The sequence below is a fragment of the Pseudomonas sp. LFS044 genome, assembly GCF_047978245.1.
Classification (GTDB): Bacteria; Pseudomonadota; Gammaproteobacteria; order Pseudomonadales; family Pseudomonadaceae; genus Aquipseudomonas.
The window spans coordinates 216,178-234,581 of record NZ_JBFPFX010000003.1; the positions used below are offsets into that span (position 1 = coordinate 216,178).

Below are 18,404 nucleotides of genomic sequence, written 5' to 3' on the forward strand. Positions count from 1 at the left end.
AGGCCCCAGCATGAGCCGAGCATTCGTCAACGAGGACCAGGCCGCCGCCCAGGCCGACCAGCCGGTGGAGCGGCGTGTCAGCGACCAGCCCAATTACGTTACCGCCAGTGGCCTGCGCCAGCTGCAGCAGCGCGTCGCCGAACTCAATGCCCTGCGAGCCGAGCTGCAGGCCCAGGGCGAACGCGGTGACAAGCAGCGCCTGGCGGATACCGAACGTGATTTGCGTTACTTCAGCGCCAGGGTGCAGAGCGCGCAGGTGGTGCCTGCCGCTACCTCGAACAGCAAGGTGCAGATTGGCAGCCGGGTGAGGTTTAGCGATGAGCAGGGCCAGGAGCAGCGGGTGCAACTGGTTGGGGAAGATGAAGCCGATGCCAGCCGGGGGCTGATCAATTGGGCATCGCCGCTGGGGCGGGCGTTGTTGGGCGCGGCGCCGGGGGACGAGGTGGTGTGGCGGCGGCCGGTGGGGGATCAGATGATCGAGATCATTGAGATCGTTAGCGAGGCTTGAAAAACATCAGGGCCGCTGCGCGCCCCAATCGCCGGCAAGCCGGCTCCCACAGGGACTGTAGGAGCTGGCTTGCCGGCGATTGGGCTGCAAAGCAGCCCCAGACTTCAAAATCAGACCACGCCTTGCGCCAGCATGGCATCGGCAACTTTCACGAAGCCGGCAATGTTGGCGCCTTTCACGTAGTTGATCTTGCCATCGGCCTCTTCACCGTAGTGCACGCAAGCATGGTGAATCGACTGCATGATGTTGTGCAGTTTGCTGTCCACTTCACCGGCGGTCCACAGCAGGCGCATGGCGTTCTGCGACATTTCCAGCCCCGACACGGCCACGCCGCCGGCGTTGGAGGCCTTGCCCGGTGCATACAGGATGCCGGCATCAATGAAGATATCCACAGCCTCCAGAGTGGTCGGCATGTTGGCGCCCTCGGCTACGCAGATGCAGCCGTTGCGCAGCAGGGTGCGGGCGTCTTCGGCGTCCAGCTCGTTCTGCGTGGCGCACGGCAGGGCGATGTCGCACGGCAGCGTCCATGGGGTCTGGCCCTTGCGGAACTCCAGGCCGAACTGTGCAGCCAGTTCGCTGATGCGGCCACGCTTGACGTTCTTCAGCTCCATCACCGCATCCCACTGGGCGTCGGTAAGGCCGGCTTCGGCGTACAGGGTGCCTTCCGAATCGGACAGCGAGATGACCTTGCCACCCAGGTCCATGACCTTGCGCGCAGCATACTGGGCCACGTTGCCGGAACCGGAGATGGCCACGCGGCGGCCGTCGATGCGCAGGTCGCGACGCTTGAGCATTTCTTCGGCGAAGTACACGCAGCCGTAGCCGGTGGCTTCAGGGCGGATCAGGCTGCCGCCGTAGGTCATGCCCTTGCCGGTCAGCACCGAGGTGAACTGGTTGGCCAGGCGCTTGTACTGGCCGAACATGAAGCCGATCTCGCGGGCACCGACGCCGATGTCACCGGCCGGTACGTCGCAGTCGGCGCCGATGTGGCGGTACAGCTCGCTCATGAACGCCTGGCAGAAGCGCATGACTTCGGCGTCGCTCTTGCCCTTCGGGTCGAAGTCCGAACCGCCTTTGCCGCCGCCCATGGGCAGCGAGGTGAGGGAGTTCTTGAACACCTGCTCGAAGGCCAGGAACTTGAGCACGCCCAGGTTCACCGACGGGTGGAAGCGCAGGCCGCCCTTGTACGGGCCGATGGCGCTGCTCATCTGGATACGGTAGCCGCGGTTGACCTGAACCTTGCCCTGGTCGTCCACCCAGGACACACGGAACAGCACGGCGCGCTCAGGCTCGACCATGCGCTCGAGGATGCCGGCTTGCAGGTAGTGGGGATTGGCTTCGAGGAACGGCCAGAGGCTGCGCAAAACTTCTTCCACCGCCTGGTGGAATTCGGGCTGGGCCGGGTCGCGTTGCTTCAGGCGCGCGAGGAAGTTGTCGACGGATTCGATCATGGTAGACGTCTCACCAAGAGGGATTGGACTTATTGGTTTTTTCCCGAATGTACCAAGAAGCAATCGCACTGGAATAGGGCGAAATGTCGTTTTTATGAAATTATTTGGTGCGTTTTATATAAGTGTATACAAAATGCCGACCTATCGCGGACAAGGCCGCCCCCACAAAGGCCCTCCTTGACCCTGGCATTGCGCGGCCCTTGTAGGAGCGGGCTTGCCCGCGATAGGCCCAACCCGAATTATCCCAAGCACAAAAATGGGGCCACCAAGGGCCCCATTCTTGTGCAACTGAAACCGGCTTACTGCGCCAGCTTCTTGTGCCGTACACGGTGCGGCTGGGCAGCAGCATCGCCCAGGCGCTTCTTGCGGTCGGCTTCGTACTCGGTGTAGTTGCCCTCGAAGAACATCACGTTCGAGTCGTCTTCGTACGCCAGGATGTGAGTGGCCACACGGTCCAGGAACCAACGGTCGTGGGAAATCACGATCGCGGCGCCTGGGAAGTCCAACAGGGCTTCTTCCAGCGAACGCAGGGTTTCGACGTCAAGGTCGTTGGACGGTTCGTCGAGCAGCAGGACGTTGCCGCCCTCCTTCAGGGTCAGGGCCAGGTGCAGACGGCCACGCTCACCACCGGACAGGTCCTTGACGAACTTCTGCTGGTCGCCGCCCTTGAAGTTGAAACGGCCAACGTAGGTGCGCGACGGAATCTCGTAGTTGCCGATCTTGATCATGTCGGAACCGTCGGAAACCTGCTGGAACACGGTCTTGCCGCCGTCCAGGTCTTCGCGGCTCTGGTCCACACAGGCCAGCTGTACGGTTTCACCAATCTCGATGCTGCCCGAATCCGGCTGTTCCTTGCCCATCAGCATGCGGAACAGGGTCGACTTACCGGCACCGTTACCGCCGATAACACCCACGATAGCGCCCTTGGGCATGGCGAACGACAGGTTGTCGATCAGCACGCGGTCGCCATAGCCTTTGGAGACGTTCTTGAACTCGATGACCTTGTCGCCCAGGCGCGGGCCGGCCGGGATGTAGATCTCGTTGGTCTCGCTGCGCTTCTGGAATTCCTGCGACTGCATTTCTTCGAAACGCTGCAGACGGGCCTTGGACTTGGACTGGCGGGCCTTGGCGCCTTTGCGCACCCACTCCAGCTCCTCTTTCATGGCCTTCTCGTGGGCGCTCTGCTGCTTGGACTCTTGCGCCAGACGGTCCGACTTGGCCTCCAGCCAGCCCGAGTAGTTACCTTCGTACGGGATACCGGCGCCGCGGTCCAGTTCAAGGATCCAGCCGGCAACGTTGTCGAGGAAGTAACGGTCGTGGGTAATCGCAACCACGGTGCCCGGGAAGTCGTGCAGGAAGCGCTCCAGCCAGGCCACCGAGTCGGCGTCCAGGTGGTTGGTCGGTTCGTCGAGCAGCAGCATGTCGGGAGCCGACAGCAGCAGGCGGCACAGGGCCACACGGCGCTTCTCACCACCGGACAGGTGTTCGATTTTTGCGTCCCAGGCCGGCAGGCGCAAGGCGTCGGCGGCGACGTCCAGCTGGCGTTCGAGGTTGTGGCCGTCGGCTGCCTGCAGGATCGACTCGAGCTTGGCCTGTTCGGCGGCCAGCTTGTCGAAGTCGGCGTCGGGTTCGGCGTAGGCGGCGTAGACCTCGTCCAGGCGAGCCTGGGCGTCCTTGATCACGCTGACCGCTTCCTCGACCACTTCACGCACAGTCTTGGTCGGGTCCAGTTGCGGTTCCTGCGGCAGGTAACCCACGTTGATGTCGGGCATCGGACGGGCTTCGCCGTCGAATTCCTTGTCGACGCCCGCCATGATCCGCAGCAGGGTCGATTTACCCGCGCCGTTCAGGCCGAGTACGCCGATCTTGGCGCCCGGGAAGAACGACAGGGAAATATTCTTGAGAATTTCCCGCTTCGGCGGCACGACTTTGCTCAGCCGATGCATGGTGTAGACGTATTGAGCCAAAACCAAGCCCTCTAATCAGATAGGTAAAGACATCGACGATCGCCCAGCCAGGTGGCCAGGGGGATGTGTTTACGGGGTGTCATTGAACAAAGTCGACCATTCTACGCCAACGCGCGGCGTTGCACAGGGTGGCCGGATGGTGGGGCGAATTGGGGCCGCTGTGCAGCCCATCGCCAGCCGCCCCCCACGGGCCTGTGGTGGTGACCCTGTGGGAGCCGGCTTGCCGGCGATGAGGCCAGTACTGGCCACACAAAAAATCAGACGTGACGCTGTTTGGCCTTGCCACGCGGCAACCGGCAACGGTCGCCCTGCTCCGCCAGGCGCGCGGCCCAGGCGGATTTGACGGTGAAGCCACCGCTGCGGGCAGGCTGCTCGGCAACCTTGGCCGGCTGGGCGGCAGGCTTGCTGGCTGGCGTGGTGCTGACGACCTTCGCCGCAGGCTTGGCCGCAGCCACAACCTCAACCGGTGCTGCAGCCGCCTTGGCGGTCTTGCGCAGTTCGGCCAGCGACGGCGTCTTGTTCTTGGCGGCCGAAGCCTCCGGTTTGACCAGCGAACGCTGGCACGACTTGCAGGATACGTCCTCGGTCACGGCAGTGCTGACAAGGGTCTGACTGCTGCGCCCGCAGGCGGAATCGAGGCCATTGGTGGAAAAGTGAGTAACCAAAACCGAACATCTCCGATGCGTTGTCATTTGAAGCGGCCGGCATTCTCGCACAGGAAGCAAGGCCTTGCCGAACCGCCAGCCTTCACCACGACCATCGGCACCTCGAAGCGCAGCTGGCACTTTGCCACAATGACAGGCATGCTAGCCGGTTTCAGGTGTCCGGCCTTATAGTGCGCCACCGCGGTCCGGCCACAGCAGCACCGGCATACACCGTGCATGATCAATCCCTGCCATCGCCAGCCCAGTAGCAGGATCAACGCTTGACCAATCTCAATCATCCGTCTCCGCTGCGCCCCGCCTTACCGCACCCGCGTGCTTCGCTGCGCGGTTCGCTCAAGGGTGCGCTGGCCATGCTGGCCTTGGTGCTGCTGAGTTTGCTGCTTTGGCAACTGTTCGCGCAGTTCCGCCACACCCAGGCCGACCAACGCCAGCAGCACCTCGATGCGAGTGCCGAACTGGCCGACCACCTGGGCCTGAACATGGCGCTCAAGGCCCAGCAGGCGCTGAATGTGGTCCAGCCCTACGTCAAAGCGCCGACGCCCGCCGCCCTGCCCAGCCTGCTCGGCACCTTGCGCGAACGGCTGCCAACCCTGCGCGACATGGCCTGGCTGGACCACAGTGGCCAGTTGCTGGGCGACAGCCTGGCCGGCAGCCCCGACCGTCAGCTGATTGACGAGCTGGTCACGCTGAACCAGGGGCGCCCCTACTTCTTCTCCAATTCGGCAGACAACCGCACCGTCTACCTGCTATTGCGCCAGGCCACCGAGCAGGACCGCGGCTACTGGCTGTTGCGCCTTACCGCTGACTATTACCGCGCCCTCACCGTGCACCTGGACGGCCCCGGCCATCCGCTGTGGCTGCTGGAAAACAGCCGCAGTGGCAACGTGCTGGAACGCCATGCACCCGCACAGACCAGCGGCGAGCCCCTGCAAAGCGTGATGCTGGCGTTCATCGACAACAGCGCCTGGCAATTGCGTGGGCTGTACGATGCAAGCCTGGCCCAGCACAAGCTGCTGCCGGCGCTGCTCGGCAAGGTGCTGCTGGCGTTGTTCTGCGCCCTGCTGCCGGTGCTGGCGCTGATCAACATGCGCCGCCGCCAGCGCGCCCTGCAGGAAGACCGCCGGCGCTACCACGAAATCTTCGAGGGCACCGGCGTGGCCCTGTGCGTGCTCGACCTCTCCAGCCTGCCCGGCCAGCTCGACCGCTACCACCTGCGCAACCTCGCCGCGCTCAAGCAAAGCCTGGCGCTGGACCCTGACCTGCGCCGTTCACTGCTGCAGGAACTGAAGATCACCGAGATCAACCAGGTGGCGCGCCAGCTGCTCAATGTCCAATGCCACGAGGGCGCCTGGCAACGCCTGATCGCCGGCAGCGGCGACGGCCGGGACAGCATTGGCATGCAACTGATCGACGCGCTGATCGAACAGCGCCCGTTGCTCGAACTGGAAGTCCGCCTGCCCGCCCCGCTGGGCGGCGAGCTGCACCTGTGGCTGATGGCGCGCCTGCCCACGCAGCGCCGCGACTACCAAGCAGTGATACTCAGCATCAGCGACATCACCAGCCGCAAGCAGGTGGAGTTGTCGCTGCTGGAGCGCGAAAGCTTCTGGTCGGACGTGGTGCGTAGAGTGCCCGACCAGCTGTATGTGCAGGACGTGCTCAGCCAGCGGATGATCTTCAGCAACCGCCATCTCGGCCAGACCCTGGGCTACAACCGCACCGAGCTGGCGCAGATGGGCGACCGCTTCTGGGAGCTGTTGCTGCACCCCGAAGACGCCGCGCATTACCAGGCCCTGCGCCAGCAGCAGCGCGACAACGGCCACGGCCAACCGCTGCATTGCCAGCTGCGCTTTCGCCACCGCGACGGCGGCTGGCGCTGCTACGACATCCGTGAACAGGTGCTGACCCGCGACGGCGATGGCCTGGTTACGCGCATCATCGGGGTGGGCAAGGACGTCACCGTGCAGATCGAGGCCAGCCAGTCGCTGCGTGACAGCGAACAGCGCTACCGCATGCTCGCCGAAAGCATCAGCGATGTGATCTTCTCCACCAACAGCCGCCTGCAGCTCAATTACGTCAGCCCCTCGGTGCAAGCCGTGCTGGGCTACCAGGCCGACTGGATCTTCGAAAACGGCTGGCAGTCGATCGTCGCCAACCCGTCCCAGCTCACCGGCATCTACAGCCTGATGGAGCGGGTCAGCAAAGCCATGGGCGACAGGGAGCAACTGGCCCAACTGCGCAGCCAGCTGCCGACCCAGCTGTTCCTGTTCGACTGCCTGCGTGCCGATGGCCGCAAGATCCCCATCGAGCTGCGCCTGGTGCTGGTGTGGGACGACCACGAGCGCTTCGAGGGCGTGCTGGGCGTAGGCCGCGACATCAGCCAGCAACGCCGCGCGGAAAAAGACCTGCGCATGGCCGCGACGGTGTTCGAGCACTCCACCTCGGCCATCCTCATCACCGACCCGGCCGGGTACATCGTGCAGGCCAACGAAGCGTTCAGCAGGGTCAGCGGCTACGCGGTCAGCGACGTGCTCGACCAACTGCCCGGCATGCTCACCGTCGACGAACAACAGGAAGGCCACCTGCGCTACGTGCTCAAGCAGCTGCACCAGCGCGGCAGCTGGGAAGGCGAAGTATGGCTCAAGCGCCGCGATGGCGAGCGCTACCCGGCCTGGGTCGGCATTACTGCGGTGCTTGACGACGAAGGCGACCTGGCCAGCTACGTGTGCTTCTTTACCGACATCAGCGAGCGCAAGGCCAGCGAGCAACGCATCCACCGCCTGGCCTACTACGACGCCCTGACCCACCTGCCCAACCGCACGCTGTTCCAGGACCGCCTGCACACCGCGCTGCAGCAGGCCGAACGGCAGAAGTCGTGGGTGGTGCTGATGTTCCTCGACCTCGACCGCTTCAAGCCGATCAATGACTCCCTCGGCCACGCCGCGGGCGACCGCATGCTCAAGGACATGGCCCTGCGCCTGCTGGCCTGCGTCGACGACGACGACACCGTGGCACGCATGGGCGGCGACGAATTCACCCTGCTGCTGCAATCGCGCGCCACCCGCGAGATGGCGCTCAATCGCGCCATTCACGTGGCCGAGAACATCCTCGCCAGCCTGGTACGGCCGTTCGTGCTGGAGGGCCGCGAGTTCTTCGTCACCGCCAGTATCGGCATCGCCCTCAGCCCGCAGGACGGCAGCGAGCTGAGCCAGCTGATGAAGAACGCCGACACTGCCATGTACCACGCCAAGGAGCGCGGCAAGAACAACTTCCAGTTCTACCAGGCCGAGATGAACGCCAGCGCCCTGGAGCGCCTGGAGCTGGAAAGCGACCTGCGCCACGCGCTGGAGCAGAACGAGTTCATCCTCTACTACCAGCCGCAGTTCAGCGGTGACGGCAAGCGCCTGACCGGTGCCGAGGCGCTGCTGCGCTGGCGCCACCCGACCCGCGGCCTGGTGCCGCCGGGCGACTTCATACCGGTGATCGAAGAGCTGGGGCTGGTGGTGGATGTTGGCGACTGGGTACTGCGCGAGGCCTGCCGCCAGCTCAAGGCCTGGCACAAGGCCAAGGTGCGCGTGCCCAAAGTGTCGGTGAACATCTCGGCGCGGCAGTTCTCCGACGGCCAGTTGGGCAACCGCATCGCCACGATTCTCGAAGAAACCGGCCTGCCGCCCGCCTGCCTCGAACTGGAGCTGACCGAAAGTATCCTGATGCGCGATGTGAACGAAGCGATGCAGATTCTCGATGGCTTGAAGGTGCTGGGCCTGAGCATCGCGGTCGACGACTTCGGCACCGGCTACTCATCGCTGAACTACCTCAAGCAGTTCCCCATCGACGTGCTGAAGATCGACCGCACCTTCGTCGACGGCCTGCCCGAGGGCGAGCAGGACGCGCAGATCGCCCGCGCGATCATCGCCATGGCCCACAGCCTGAACCTGGCGGTGATCGCCGAGGGTGTGGAGACCCACGAGCAGCTGGAATTCCTGCGCGAACATGGTTGCGACGAAGTGCAGGGCTACCTGTTCGGGCGGCCCATGCCGGCCAACCAGTTCGAGGCGCAGTTCGCCAACGAGACGTTGTTCATGTTCCAGTGATCTGCACCGAACGCCGCCCCCCTGTAGGAGCGGGTTTACCCGCGATACCGGCAAAGCCGGTGCCATCCACCGCGTCGCCTGCTTCGCGGGTAAACCCGCTCCTACAGATGCACTGCTGCGGTTGGATATCGGCGTCGAAAAACGGACCTGAAGGTCAACTCCGCACCCCAGCCGGCCCAGAAACGGCGCGGGATGCAACATGAAGGCCATTGGTCCGCGACTTGACGCCACTTCATATGCCAGGCGCGAATCAATCGGTTAGAATGCCCCCCCAATTCAGCCCGATCCTTGAGGACCGTTATGTTCAGCCGTGATTTGACCATTGCCAAGTACGACGCCGAGCTCTTCGAAGCCATGCAACAAGAAGCTCTGCGCCAGGAAGAGCATATCGAGCTGATCGCTTCGGAAAACTACACCAGCCCAGCGGTCATGGAAGCTCAGGGTTCGGTCCTGACCAACAAGTACGCCGAAGGCTACCCAGGCAAGCGCTACTACGGTGGTTGCGAGTACGTCGACGTGGTCGAGCAACTGGCCATCGACCGCGCCAAAGAGCTGTTCGGCGCCGACTACGCCAACGTCCAGCCGCACGCCGGCTCCCAGGCCAACGCCGCTGTCTACCTGGCCCTGCTGTCGGCCGGTGACACCATCCTGGGCATGAGCCTGGCCCACGGTGGCCACCTGACCCACGGTGCTTCGGTAAGCTCGTCGGGCAAGCTGTACAACGCCATCCAGTACGGCATCGATGCCAACGGCCTGATCGACTACGACGAAGTCGAGCGCCTGGCTGTCGAGCACAAGCCGAAGATGGTCGTTGCCGGTTTCTCGGCCTACTCGCAGGTACTCGACTTCGCTCGCTTCCGCGAAATCGCCGACAAGGTCGGTGCCTACCTGTTCGTCGACATGGCCCACGTAGCCGGCCTGGTTGCCGCTGGCGTGTACCCGAACCCGGTGCCGTTCGCCGACGTGGTCACCACCACCACCCACAAGACTCTGCGCGGCCCACGTGGCGGCCTGATCCTGGCCCGTGCCAACGCCGACATCGAGAAGAAGCTGAACTCGGCCGTCTTCCCAGGCGCCCAGGGCGGCCCGCTGGAGCACGTCATCGCGGCCAAGGCCATCTGCTTCAAGGAAGCCCTGCAGCCTGAGTTCAAGGCTTACCAGCAGCAAGTGGTGAAGAACGCCCAGGCCATGGCCGAAGTGTTCATCGAGCGTGGTTTCGACGTGGTTTCCGGCGGCACCCAGAACCACCTGTTCCTGCTGTCGCTGATCAAGCAGGAAATCTCCGGTAAGGATGCTGACGCCGCACTGGGCAAAGCCTTCATCACCGTCAACAAGAACTCGGTACCGAACGACCCACGCTCCCCGTTCGTTACTTCGGGCCTGCGTTTCGGCACCCCAGCCGTGACCACCCGTGGCTTCAAAGAGGCCGAGTGCAAAGAGCTGGCTGGCTGGATCTGCGACATCCTCGCCGACCTGAACAACGACGCCGTCATCGACGCCGTGCGTGAAAAGGTCAAGGCCATCTGCAAGAAGCTGCCGGTATACGGCAACTGATTGGCAGTAGCCTGAGGTGAAAAAGCCCGGCCTTTGTGCCGGGCTTTTTCGTGTTTGGGGTGGCCGGAAGCGCTTCCGAATAGGACGGCCATGCTGATCGAACTAGCGTGTGGCCTCCTTGAATCTGCGGAGAATCCCCATGTTCGACCACGTAGCGCACTCCTTCATCGCCACGCTACAATTTGAAGAAAACCCGATCAATACACTCGACAGCATGACCACAGGCCCCGTGGTCCTTACCTCACTCAAAGGCGGGCCGGTGCACAGCATCGAGGGGGCCTTTACGCTCGCCGTGCTGGATGGCAGCGATGAAGACTGGCGGCACAGTAAGGAGATAGGGTTGATCACCTTCGACAAAGGTGCCCAGCCAGAACCGCTGAAGCTTTACTTCCGCCATGGCGACAGTGGTTACCGAATTTATGTGCGCAGCGGCGCCCACTTTGGCGAAGGCGTGTTCGTAACCGACGAAGGCCTGGTCAATGTGCAGCCAATCGAGGACAAGGACCCGACCCTGTGGGTTGTAACCGATGCGCAAACCGACGAGGCCTTCGACCTGACGCAGTCGGAGGATAACCAGCGGGAAATCCAGCTGGTTACCGACAATGGAGGCGCACTGACGCTGCACAACCTCTACCCGGTAGGCGGCTTTCTGACCATTTACGACGGCGCCCCGCACGACACACTCAGCCTGCTGATCGAAGCCCGTGGCGTCGACTGGCTGAAGCCCTGATAAGCGCATTTGCGTAACCTGCCTTGCCCTTGCAGGAGCGGGCTTGCCCGCGAACACGGGCATAGCCCGTGCCATCCCCAACCCCTCCTGAACAATCGAAAATTCAAACATCACGTATTACCCTGTCCTCTTTTTACCCCCGAGCACAGGCCCCACTTTGACCAGAGACCAACTCGAAACCCGGCAGATCCCGATCTACTTCGCCGCGATACTCGCCGCCATCGCCTTCGGCCTGCTGGCCGCGGACACCGCGCGCCATCTCGAAGCCCTGGTCACACCGGCCATCGCCGTGTTGATGTACGCGATGTTCCTGCAGATTCCCTTCCTCGACCTGCGCCAGAGCTGGGGCAACCGCCGCTTCATCGCCGCACTGCTGCTCGCCAATTTCGTCCTCGTCCCCATGCTGGTGTGGGCGGCCACCCGAGGCCTGGTCGACCACCCGGCCATCCTCATCGGCGCACTGCTGGTGCTGCTGACGCCCTGCATCGACTACGTGGTGGTGTTCACCCACATCGGCAAAGGCGACTCCCGCCTGACCCTCGCTGCCACACCTGTGCTGCTGCTGGTGCAATTGGTGCTGTTGCCGGTTTACCTGGCATTGATACTCGGCGATGACAGCCAGGTAACGATGGCCATTGCCCCGTTCGTGGAAGCCTTCGTGCTGCTGATCGTACTGCCGCTGAGCCTCGCCGTGCTGACCTCGGCAGGCGCTCGTCGCTCGCGGTTGGTTTCGGGGTGGAACGACGCTTGGGCGTGGATGCCGGTGCCAGCGATGGCAGCGGTGCTGGTGGCGGTGATCGGTTCGCAGATTGGCGTGGTATCACGCGATTTCGACCGCTTGCTGCCGGTGATTCCGGTGTACATCGGCTTCATGTTGTTGGCCCCGGTGCTCGGGGTTGTTTCGGCGCGACTGTTTCGTTTGCCGGTGGCAGAAGCACGCGCCGTGACCTTCAGCGCCGCCACACGCAATTCGCTGGTGGTGTTGCCGCTGGCGCTGGCGCTGCCGGAAGACATGCGCATACTGGCCGCCGCTGCGGTCATCACCCAGACGTTGGTGGAGTTGGTCTTCGAGTTGATCTACGTGCGCGCCATACCCGCATTACTACGCACGTAATACCACCCCACCACCACAAGCGGCCTTGCGTCGCGAAAGGGCTGCGCAGCAGCCCCAAGATCCCACAGACACCCACCGAGCCTAGCCGCCTTCCCACACTGCTCGGTAGCCTGTTTCTAGCCTACACACCGCTTCACCCGCTTCGTTTTTCATCGCCAGTTTCGCCCTGCAACAGGCTTGTTTTCCCACACTGCTCACTGGCGAGTCGACTGATGATCCGGATCGCCTGGTGGATACCCGCCGTGTTTCGGAAACTCAACTGGGGGTTGTGTTCGCACTCGAGCATTTCGTCGTGTTGCACCAAGGCTTCACCGAGCAGTTCGAGCGTCCACGCGTAGCTCTGGATTGTGGATAAGCGTTCGAGGTCAGTCATGGGGCACCTGCTGCGGTGGGCAGGTGGGACGGGATGGATCGTAAATGGGATAGAAACGGTGAGGCTGGGGCGCCGGCGCGGGACGGCGGCGGAGAGCGGATGCGAGGATCTTCGCTAGGTTCAAGGTGAGCATGCATGAGACTCCAAGTTTTAGTTGGAGCTGCCACGATCCTTCCTACGGGATTGGGTGGCAGCTGTGCATGGGGTAGGAATACCGGGAAACTTGGAAACCCGGCCAGGCCGAAGCCTGCCCACACACAGCCGCCATGACACAGCACGACTGGCACAAAAAAAGCGCCAGCTGCGGTGCAGGGGGCGCCTAATGCGTGCGCCAAGTTTACCAACGGGTTCCTACGCCCGGTCACGGAATTTGCCGCGACTATGGAAATTTATCCCCACAGCTCACCCCAGGGCAAGGTTCATGGCCGTGGGAAACGTCCTTAAGTTTTGTAGGAATCAAGAAGAAATAGCCAAACACCGCCATGTCTACTCATGCGCAGTTAGGATGTCCGTCGCGGCTAATGAGCCAACATCAGCCCCGCTGAAATCAGCAAGGTCACCGGGGTGGCTACATTGCGCGATTGGGAACAAGGCCGCTTCGTTCCGCCAGGCGATGTGTTGTGCCTGATGCGTTTGATCCTCAAGCATCCTGAGCTGACTCAAGAGTTAGCCACTCCTTAGTCGCACTTCTGCGCTCCATCGCCAGCGTCACGGCCGGCGATGGAGCCTTTCTACTAGTGGGTCAGATCACGCTGATCGCTGAGTTCAGTCATCTTCCCACACTGCTCACTGGCCAGCCGACTGATGATTCGAATGGCCTGATGGATTCCGGCAGTGCTTCGAAAGCTCAGCTGCGGGTTGTGTTCGCACTCAAGCATCTCGTCGTGTTGCACCAAGGCTTCACCGAGCAGTTCGAGCGTCCACGCGTAGCTCTGGATTGTGGATAAGCGTTCGAGGTCAGTCATGGGGTACCTGCCTGGGTGCGCAGGTGGGACGGGATGGATCGTAGATCGGGTAGAAACGGTGAGGCTTGGGCGCCGGCGCGGGACGGCGGCGGAGAGCGGATGCGAGGATCCGTAATAGATTTCGGGTGGTCATGCATGAGTTCCTTTCGTTGTGGAACTGCCACCGCTCGCGGCCAAGCAAGTTAAGGTGGCAGCAGTACGCGGGTTGGCCGACCGGGACGAAAGGAGCCCGGCACACCCGAAGGTGTCCCGCGCACCACCGCCATAACACGACATCGCGGGCACAAAAAAAGCGCCTGCGATGAAGACTGGGGCGCTGATGCGCCTTTCGATTCCGACCGGCCAAGGTCGCATCGCCGATGCTTCGGCGATGGAGGGAATTTATCCCCCGACCACTGTTTACGCAAGCGTCCCGTCATGTGAAAGGGTTGCGTGTGCCGTAGGCATATGGCATTTCACACCCGCTCACAAAGCCTTCATCTCAGCAATATCACGCACTACCTGATCTGCTGAGTGATCGAACATCGCCTGTTCCTGCGCATCCAGCGGCAACTCGATCACCCGCGCAAGCCCCTTCTCTGCCAATACACAGGGCACACCCATGGCGATATCCGTTCGGCCATACTCGCCCTCGAGAATCGCCACCGCCGGCAAAATACGGTTCCGCCCATTGGCGATCGCATCAACCATCTGCGCAATGGCCACGCCCGGTGCATCGCAGGCGCTCCCCATCTTCTTCAACCCCAGAATTTCACCGCCGCCCTTACGGGTGCGCTCGACAATCTGCTCGATCTGCTCATCGGACAAAAAGTGCGACAGCGGCACCGAGCCGATCTGGCAGTAGCGCATCAGCGGCACCATGCTGTCGCCATGCCCGCCCAGCACCAGCGCCGTGATATCCCGTGCAGAAAACCCGGTTTGCTCGGCGATGAAGCACTTCATGCGCGCGGTATCCAGCACCCCCGCCTGCCCGAAGACCTTGTCGCGCCCTAGCCCGCTGACGCGCCAGGCGCGGTAGGTGAGCACATCGACCGGGTTGGACACCACCAGCACCGTCGCTGTCGGCGCGTGGTGTTTGATATCCGCCATGATGCTGTCGAGGATTGGCAGGTTGGTGCTCAATACATCCTGCCGCGACTGGCCGGGCTTGCGCGGCACGCCCGCCGTGATCACCACCAGCTCGGAACCCTCCAGGATCTCGGCTTTGGCCCCGCCGTGAACATGGGTATCGGAACCTGAATCCACAGCCGCCTGCCAAACGTCCAGCGCCTTGCCCTGCGCCAGTTCACCCTGCACGTCCATCAACACCAGCTCACGGCACAACTCATCCCGGGCGATGATCTGCGCCGCCGCCTCACCGACCAGGCCGGCACCCACAATCGTTAATTTGTTCACCAGACACCTCCCAGCGGCGCGCGCCACCAGGAACACGCCTGCATATAGAGAGAAGTATTGCCTGCCGGGGCTAAATGGCCACCCAAGACGATGCGACGACCTTCACTTGACAGTATTCCACGGCAGCGCAAATACTTTGGCCAGATTCATATAGATGACCATACAACAAGGTGAATCAACCGATGACTATGCTGCCCAAGTGCCCCGTCGCCACACCCCCGCCCGCCGGCCTCAGCGCCACGCCTCCCTGCTGCCCATCTTCCGTTACCAGGCGCCCGCCTGTGAGCGGCAGCTAGCGCAACGCCGCGTTCCCTTCCTCGAAACCGTAGCAGCAGCCCCAACGGCAGCCACCTGGGCATGCCCCGTGGAAACGCCCGTCACGCCTTCAAACCCTGAGTGCAGCCCTAGCGCCAGCCCAACCGAGACTCCTTGAATGACCCCCTTGGATATACAGCTATTACTGACGGCACTGGCCAGCGTTCTGGTGCTGGTGGCGCTCATCGTTTCGCGCCTGAAAATGCACCCGCTGCTGGCCTTGCTGGTGGTGTCCATTGGCGTGGGCTTCGCGACGCATATGGCGCCAGGCAGCATCGTCGCCCACCTGCTCACCGGCGCCGGCAAGACACTGGGCGCAGTGGGGGTGGTGATTGCGCTGGGTGCGATGCTCGGCAAGATCCTGGCTGACGCAGGCGTCACGGAACAAGTCGCGGATGTCATCCTCAAGCGCACCTCCGACCGCATGATCCCTTGGGCCATGATGCTGGTTGCCTTCGTCATTGGCATCCCCATGTTTTTCGAAGTCGGCCTGGTGATCATGCTGCCGCTGATATTCAGCGTGGCGCGCAAACTGGAAAGCAAGGCGCGCTTCAAAGGCTCGGCGTATGTGTATGTAGGTGTGCCGGTCATTTCGGCGCTTGCCGCCATGCACGGCATGGTACCGCCGCACCCAGGCCCCCTGACCGCCATCGCCGTGCTCAAGACCTCGGTTGGGCCCACCATGCTGTATGGCTTCCTTGCCGCCATTCCAGCAATGATCCTGGGCGGCCCGCTGTACGGCATGTTCATTTCACCGCGCATGACCACGCGGCCCGATCAGGCATTGCTGGACCAGTTCACACTGGCTGAAAAAGCCGATGGCCAACCCCGTCCCGGGGTAATGGTCGGCATGCTGGCCGCATTGCTGCCGGCCATCCTGATGCTGGTGCATGCCGTCGCCGAGATGCTGCTGCCCAAAGGCAATGCGCTGCTGGAGATGGCCAGTTTCCTGGGCAACCCGCTGATCGCCATGCTGCTTGGCGTACTGTTCGCCGGTGCGAGCCTGGTACTGGCGCGCGGCGGCGACGCAGATCAGCTGCGCGATGGGCTGGGCAAAAGCCTCAAGCCGATTGCCTCGATCATCATGATCATTGCCGGTGGCGGTGCCTTCCAGGAGATGCTGACCAGCGCCAAGGTTGGCGATGCCATTGTGCACCTGACCCAGCAATCTGCCTTCCCTCCCCTGATTCTGGGGTGGCTGATCGCGATGTTGCTCTCGGTGTCTACCGGTTCCGCCACGGTCGGTATCGTAGGGGCTGCCGGCCTGCTGGCGCCGCTGGCAGGTGCAGACCCTAGCCTCAACCTGCCTTTGCTGGCCTTGTCCATCGGCTGCGGTTCGCTGTTCTTCAACTATGCCAACCATGCAGGCTTCTGGATGGTGAAGGAGTCCTTCGGCATGACCATGGGCGAAGCGACCAAGACCATCTCGGTGGTTCAGTCCATCGTGGCAGTGGTTGGCTTGATCGTGGTGTTGGTGTTGAACGCGGCGATTACAGTGGGTTGAACCGGATGCCCGGTGGGAGCTGGCTTGCCGGCGATGGGCTGCATAGCAGCCCCCTGCCGCCTCACAGTTTCTCTGCTACCAGGGCGTAACACATGGGTATCTGCGCCTCTCCCTGCGTGTAGACGTCGTAAAGATCCTCCCGATTGGAATGCGCGTATTCGTTGAATGCGCAAAGCCTCAGCCCCGCACCAACGACACCCATGAGCTGATCGCTCAGCCGGTGCACATGCCAGTAAGACTGCTGCCCGTTCGCCTCGCCCTTGCCTTCGTAGACAATTGCGACGGACTCGACCAGCGGCTCGGCCTGGAAGTAGGACGTGCTGATGCGCCATGGGTCGCTGGCTTCGGGATCGAGCATTTCCAGAAACGGGTGCGTCTCGTATATCACCAACTTCCCGCCCGGTTTCAGCGTCCTGGCAACGTGGCTGAAGAACAGACCGAGGTCGGGCATCCAGTTCACAACACCGATGGTGATCAAGGCGACATCGAAGCGTTCGTTGAGCGTTGCCGGCAACTCGTGAATGTCTGCCTCGACGAACTCGGGTGAGTAATGGGATCTCTCGGCCAGCTCATGCGCCTGCTTGAGAAATTCCGAAGACTGATCGACACCCATCACTTCCAGTGCGCCGAGGGCAAACAGCGATAGTGCTTCGCGGCCATTGTTGCAGCCCAACTGGATGACGGCCTTTCCCGTCAGGCCTACTTGGTTCAACTGTTCAGTAAGGGTCGAATCGAGGCAGGAAAAGCCCTTGTCCGCCACTGCGTCGGTTAGTCGAGCCCACTCAGCGCTGCGCCGGTGATGGTCGGCGGAGGCATTCCACGCGTCACGGTTGCTGGCGATGACATCCTTGTGCGAAACCATCTTGAACCTCAGCTTTGATTGTTGAGGTGTCTGACATTAGCAGCTGCGCCAGCGCTTGGCTGGCGGCAGCGGTGCCTGCTTCAATCGGCTGGATCACACACGTCGTTGGGATCGATCATCTTGCCGCATTGCTCACTGGCCAGCCGGCTGATGATGCGGATCGCCTGGTGAATACCTGCAGAGGGTTATGTTCGCACTCGAGCATCTCGTCGTGCTGGACCAATGCTTCGCCGAGCAGTTCGAGAGTCCAGGCGTAGCTTTGGATTGTGGATAAGCGTTCGAGGTCTGTCATGCGGCACCTGCCTTGGTGCGCACGTGGGACGGGATGGATCGTATATGGGAGAGAAACGGTGAGGCTGCGGAGCCGGCGAGGAACGGCGGCGGAGAACGGATGCGAGGAACCTGGATGGACTTGCGGTAAGCATGCATGAAGTCCTTTTCAGTTGATGCACCACGCTGACCGTCGCCAAACGGTTAGGGTGGCAGCTGTACGCAGGTTGGCGAACCGAGGAAAAGGAACCCGGCAGAGCCGAAGGTCTCCCACGCACAGCCGCCATTACACGAAACTGCGGACACAAAAAAGGTGGGTGCAGTTCTGGGAGGCTGGGGCGGGGTGCGCTTTGCTTGAGGCCTGATCGCGGGAAATGGCAATCAGGTCTTTTAAATGGTGCCGGAGACAGGAATCGTATCAACACGAAAGAGGCTGAATTCAATGGGTATTGTTCTTCAGGGTATGACTCATTATCTCTAAAATTATCCTCAGCCTGTTTCTAGGCTCCCGGCCGCCGTGAAAAAACCTGACAGGATGATGAAATGCGCTGAGGCATTCTGCCATCCATTCGCTAAGGTCAGCTTCAGGCTCTTCTAGAGGATTGCAGTTATCGACACTAAGCTGCCTTTACCAAAAGGG

Annotated in this window: 13 protein-coding genes and 1 pseudogene; 6 read left to right on the forward strand and 8 right to left on the reverse strand. The window is 62.3% G+C overall.

Translation table 11 applies throughout. From position 1 onward, the window contains the following. Window positions 1-10: 10 nt before the first annotated feature. A complete protein-coding gene (locus ACNQPL_RS03820) occupies window positions 11-508 on the forward strand; it encodes a GreA/GreB family elongation factor (RefSeq protein WP_416465992.1) in 498 nt (165 codons plus the stop codon). 110 nt (window positions 509-618) lie between these two features. Here the strand turns inward: ACNQPL_RS03820 and gdhA are convergent, their stop codons facing one another. The 3 genes from gdhA to ACNQPL_RS03835 form a co-directional block, all read right to left on the reverse strand. Further along, a complete protein-coding gene (gene gdhA / locus ACNQPL_RS03825; protein ID WP_346614846.1) occupies window positions 619-1,959 on the reverse strand; it encodes an NADP-specific glutamate dehydrogenase in 1,341 nt (446 codons plus the stop codon). 299 nt (window positions 1,960-2,258) lie between these two features. Further along, complete coding sequence (gene ettA / locus ACNQPL_RS03830) at window positions 2,259-3,926, reverse strand: energy-dependent translational throttle protein EttA (protein ID WP_346614845.1); 1,668 nt, start codon at window positions 3,924-3,926, stop codon at window positions 2,259-2,261. A gap of 257 nt (window positions 3,927-4,183) precedes the next feature. Further along, window positions 4,184-4,591: a hypothetical protein gene (locus ACNQPL_RS03835; RefSeq protein ID WP_416465994.1), complete on the reverse strand. Its 408-nt coding sequence runs from the start codon at window positions 4,589-4,591 to the stop codon at window positions 4,184-4,186. Window positions 4,592-4,851: 260 nt separating this feature from the next. Between ACNQPL_RS03835 and ACNQPL_RS03840 the strand changes: the two genes are divergently transcribed. The 4 genes from ACNQPL_RS03840 (at window position 4,852) to ACNQPL_RS03855 (ending at window position 12,080) form a co-directional block, all read left to right on the forward strand. Further along, on the forward strand, window positions 4,852-8,682 hold the full coding sequence (locus tag ACNQPL_RS03840) for an EAL and GGDEF domain-containing protein (protein WP_416465996.1): 3,831 nt from the start codon (window positions 4,852-4,854) through the stop codon (window positions 8,680-8,682). Between the two features lie 300 nt (window positions 8,683-8,982). After that, window positions 8,983-10,236 carry a serine hydroxymethyltransferase gene (glyA, locus tag ACNQPL_RS03845; RefSeq protein WP_346614842.1) on the forward strand — a complete coding sequence of 418 codons (1,254 nt, stop codon included), beginning with the start codon at window positions 8,983-8,985 and terminating at the stop codon, window positions 10,234-10,236. Between the two features lie 139 nt (window positions 10,237-10,375). Then, window positions 10,376-10,966, forward strand: coding sequence for a hypothetical protein (locus tag ACNQPL_RS03850; protein WP_346614841.1), 591 nt, complete (start codon window positions 10,376-10,378; stop codon window positions 10,964-10,966). Between the two features lie 157 nt (window positions 10,967-11,123). Continuing rightward, complete coding sequence (locus tag ACNQPL_RS03855; RefSeq protein WP_416465998.1) at window positions 11,124-12,080, forward strand: arsenic resistance protein; 957 nt, start codon at window positions 11,124-11,126, stop codon at window positions 12,078-12,080. Between the two features lie 133 nt (window positions 12,081-12,213). Here ACNQPL_RS03855 and ACNQPL_RS03860 read toward each other — a convergent pair whose 3' ends face one another. The 3 genes from ACNQPL_RS03860 to ACNQPL_RS03870 form a co-directional block, all read right to left on the reverse strand. Next, window positions 12,214-12,453 (reverse strand): hypothetical protein, encoded by a 240-nt coding sequence (locus ACNQPL_RS03860; RefSeq protein WP_416466000.1) that lies wholly within the window; start codon window positions 12,451-12,453, stop codon window positions 12,214-12,216. A gap of 734 nt (window positions 12,454-13,187) precedes the next feature. Further along, window positions 13,188-13,418 (reverse strand): hypothetical protein, encoded by a 231-nt coding sequence (locus ACNQPL_RS03865; RefSeq protein WP_416466002.1) that lies wholly within the window; start codon window positions 13,416-13,418, stop codon window positions 13,188-13,190. 465 nt (window positions 13,419-13,883) lie between these two features. After that, window positions 13,884-14,813 carry a malate dehydrogenase gene (locus ACNQPL_RS03870; protein WP_416466036.1) on the reverse strand — a complete coding sequence of 310 codons (930 nt, stop codon included), beginning with the start codon at window positions 14,811-14,813 and terminating at the stop codon, window positions 13,884-13,886. 433 nt (window positions 14,814-15,246) lie between these two features. Here ACNQPL_RS03870 and ACNQPL_RS03875 point away from each other — a divergent pair, with 433 nt between their 5' ends. Beyond that, window positions 15,247-16,632, forward strand: coding sequence for a GntP family permease (locus tag ACNQPL_RS03875; protein ID WP_416466004.1), 1,386 nt, complete (start codon window positions 15,247-15,249; stop codon window positions 16,630-16,632). A gap of 61 nt (window positions 16,633-16,693) precedes the next feature. Here the strand turns inward: ACNQPL_RS03875 and ACNQPL_RS03880 are convergent, their stop codons facing one another. Both ACNQPL_RS03880 and ACNQPL_RS03885 read right to left on the reverse strand, forming a co-directional pair. Next, complete coding sequence (locus tag ACNQPL_RS03880; protein ID WP_416466006.1) at window positions 16,694-17,494, reverse strand: class I SAM-dependent methyltransferase; 801 nt, start codon at window positions 17,492-17,494, stop codon at window positions 16,694-16,696. 80 nt (window positions 17,495-17,574) lie between these two features. After that, window positions 17,575-17,786: pseudogene (locus ACNQPL_RS03885) on the reverse strand (hypothetical protein). Window positions 17,787-18,404: the final 618 nt, after the last annotated feature.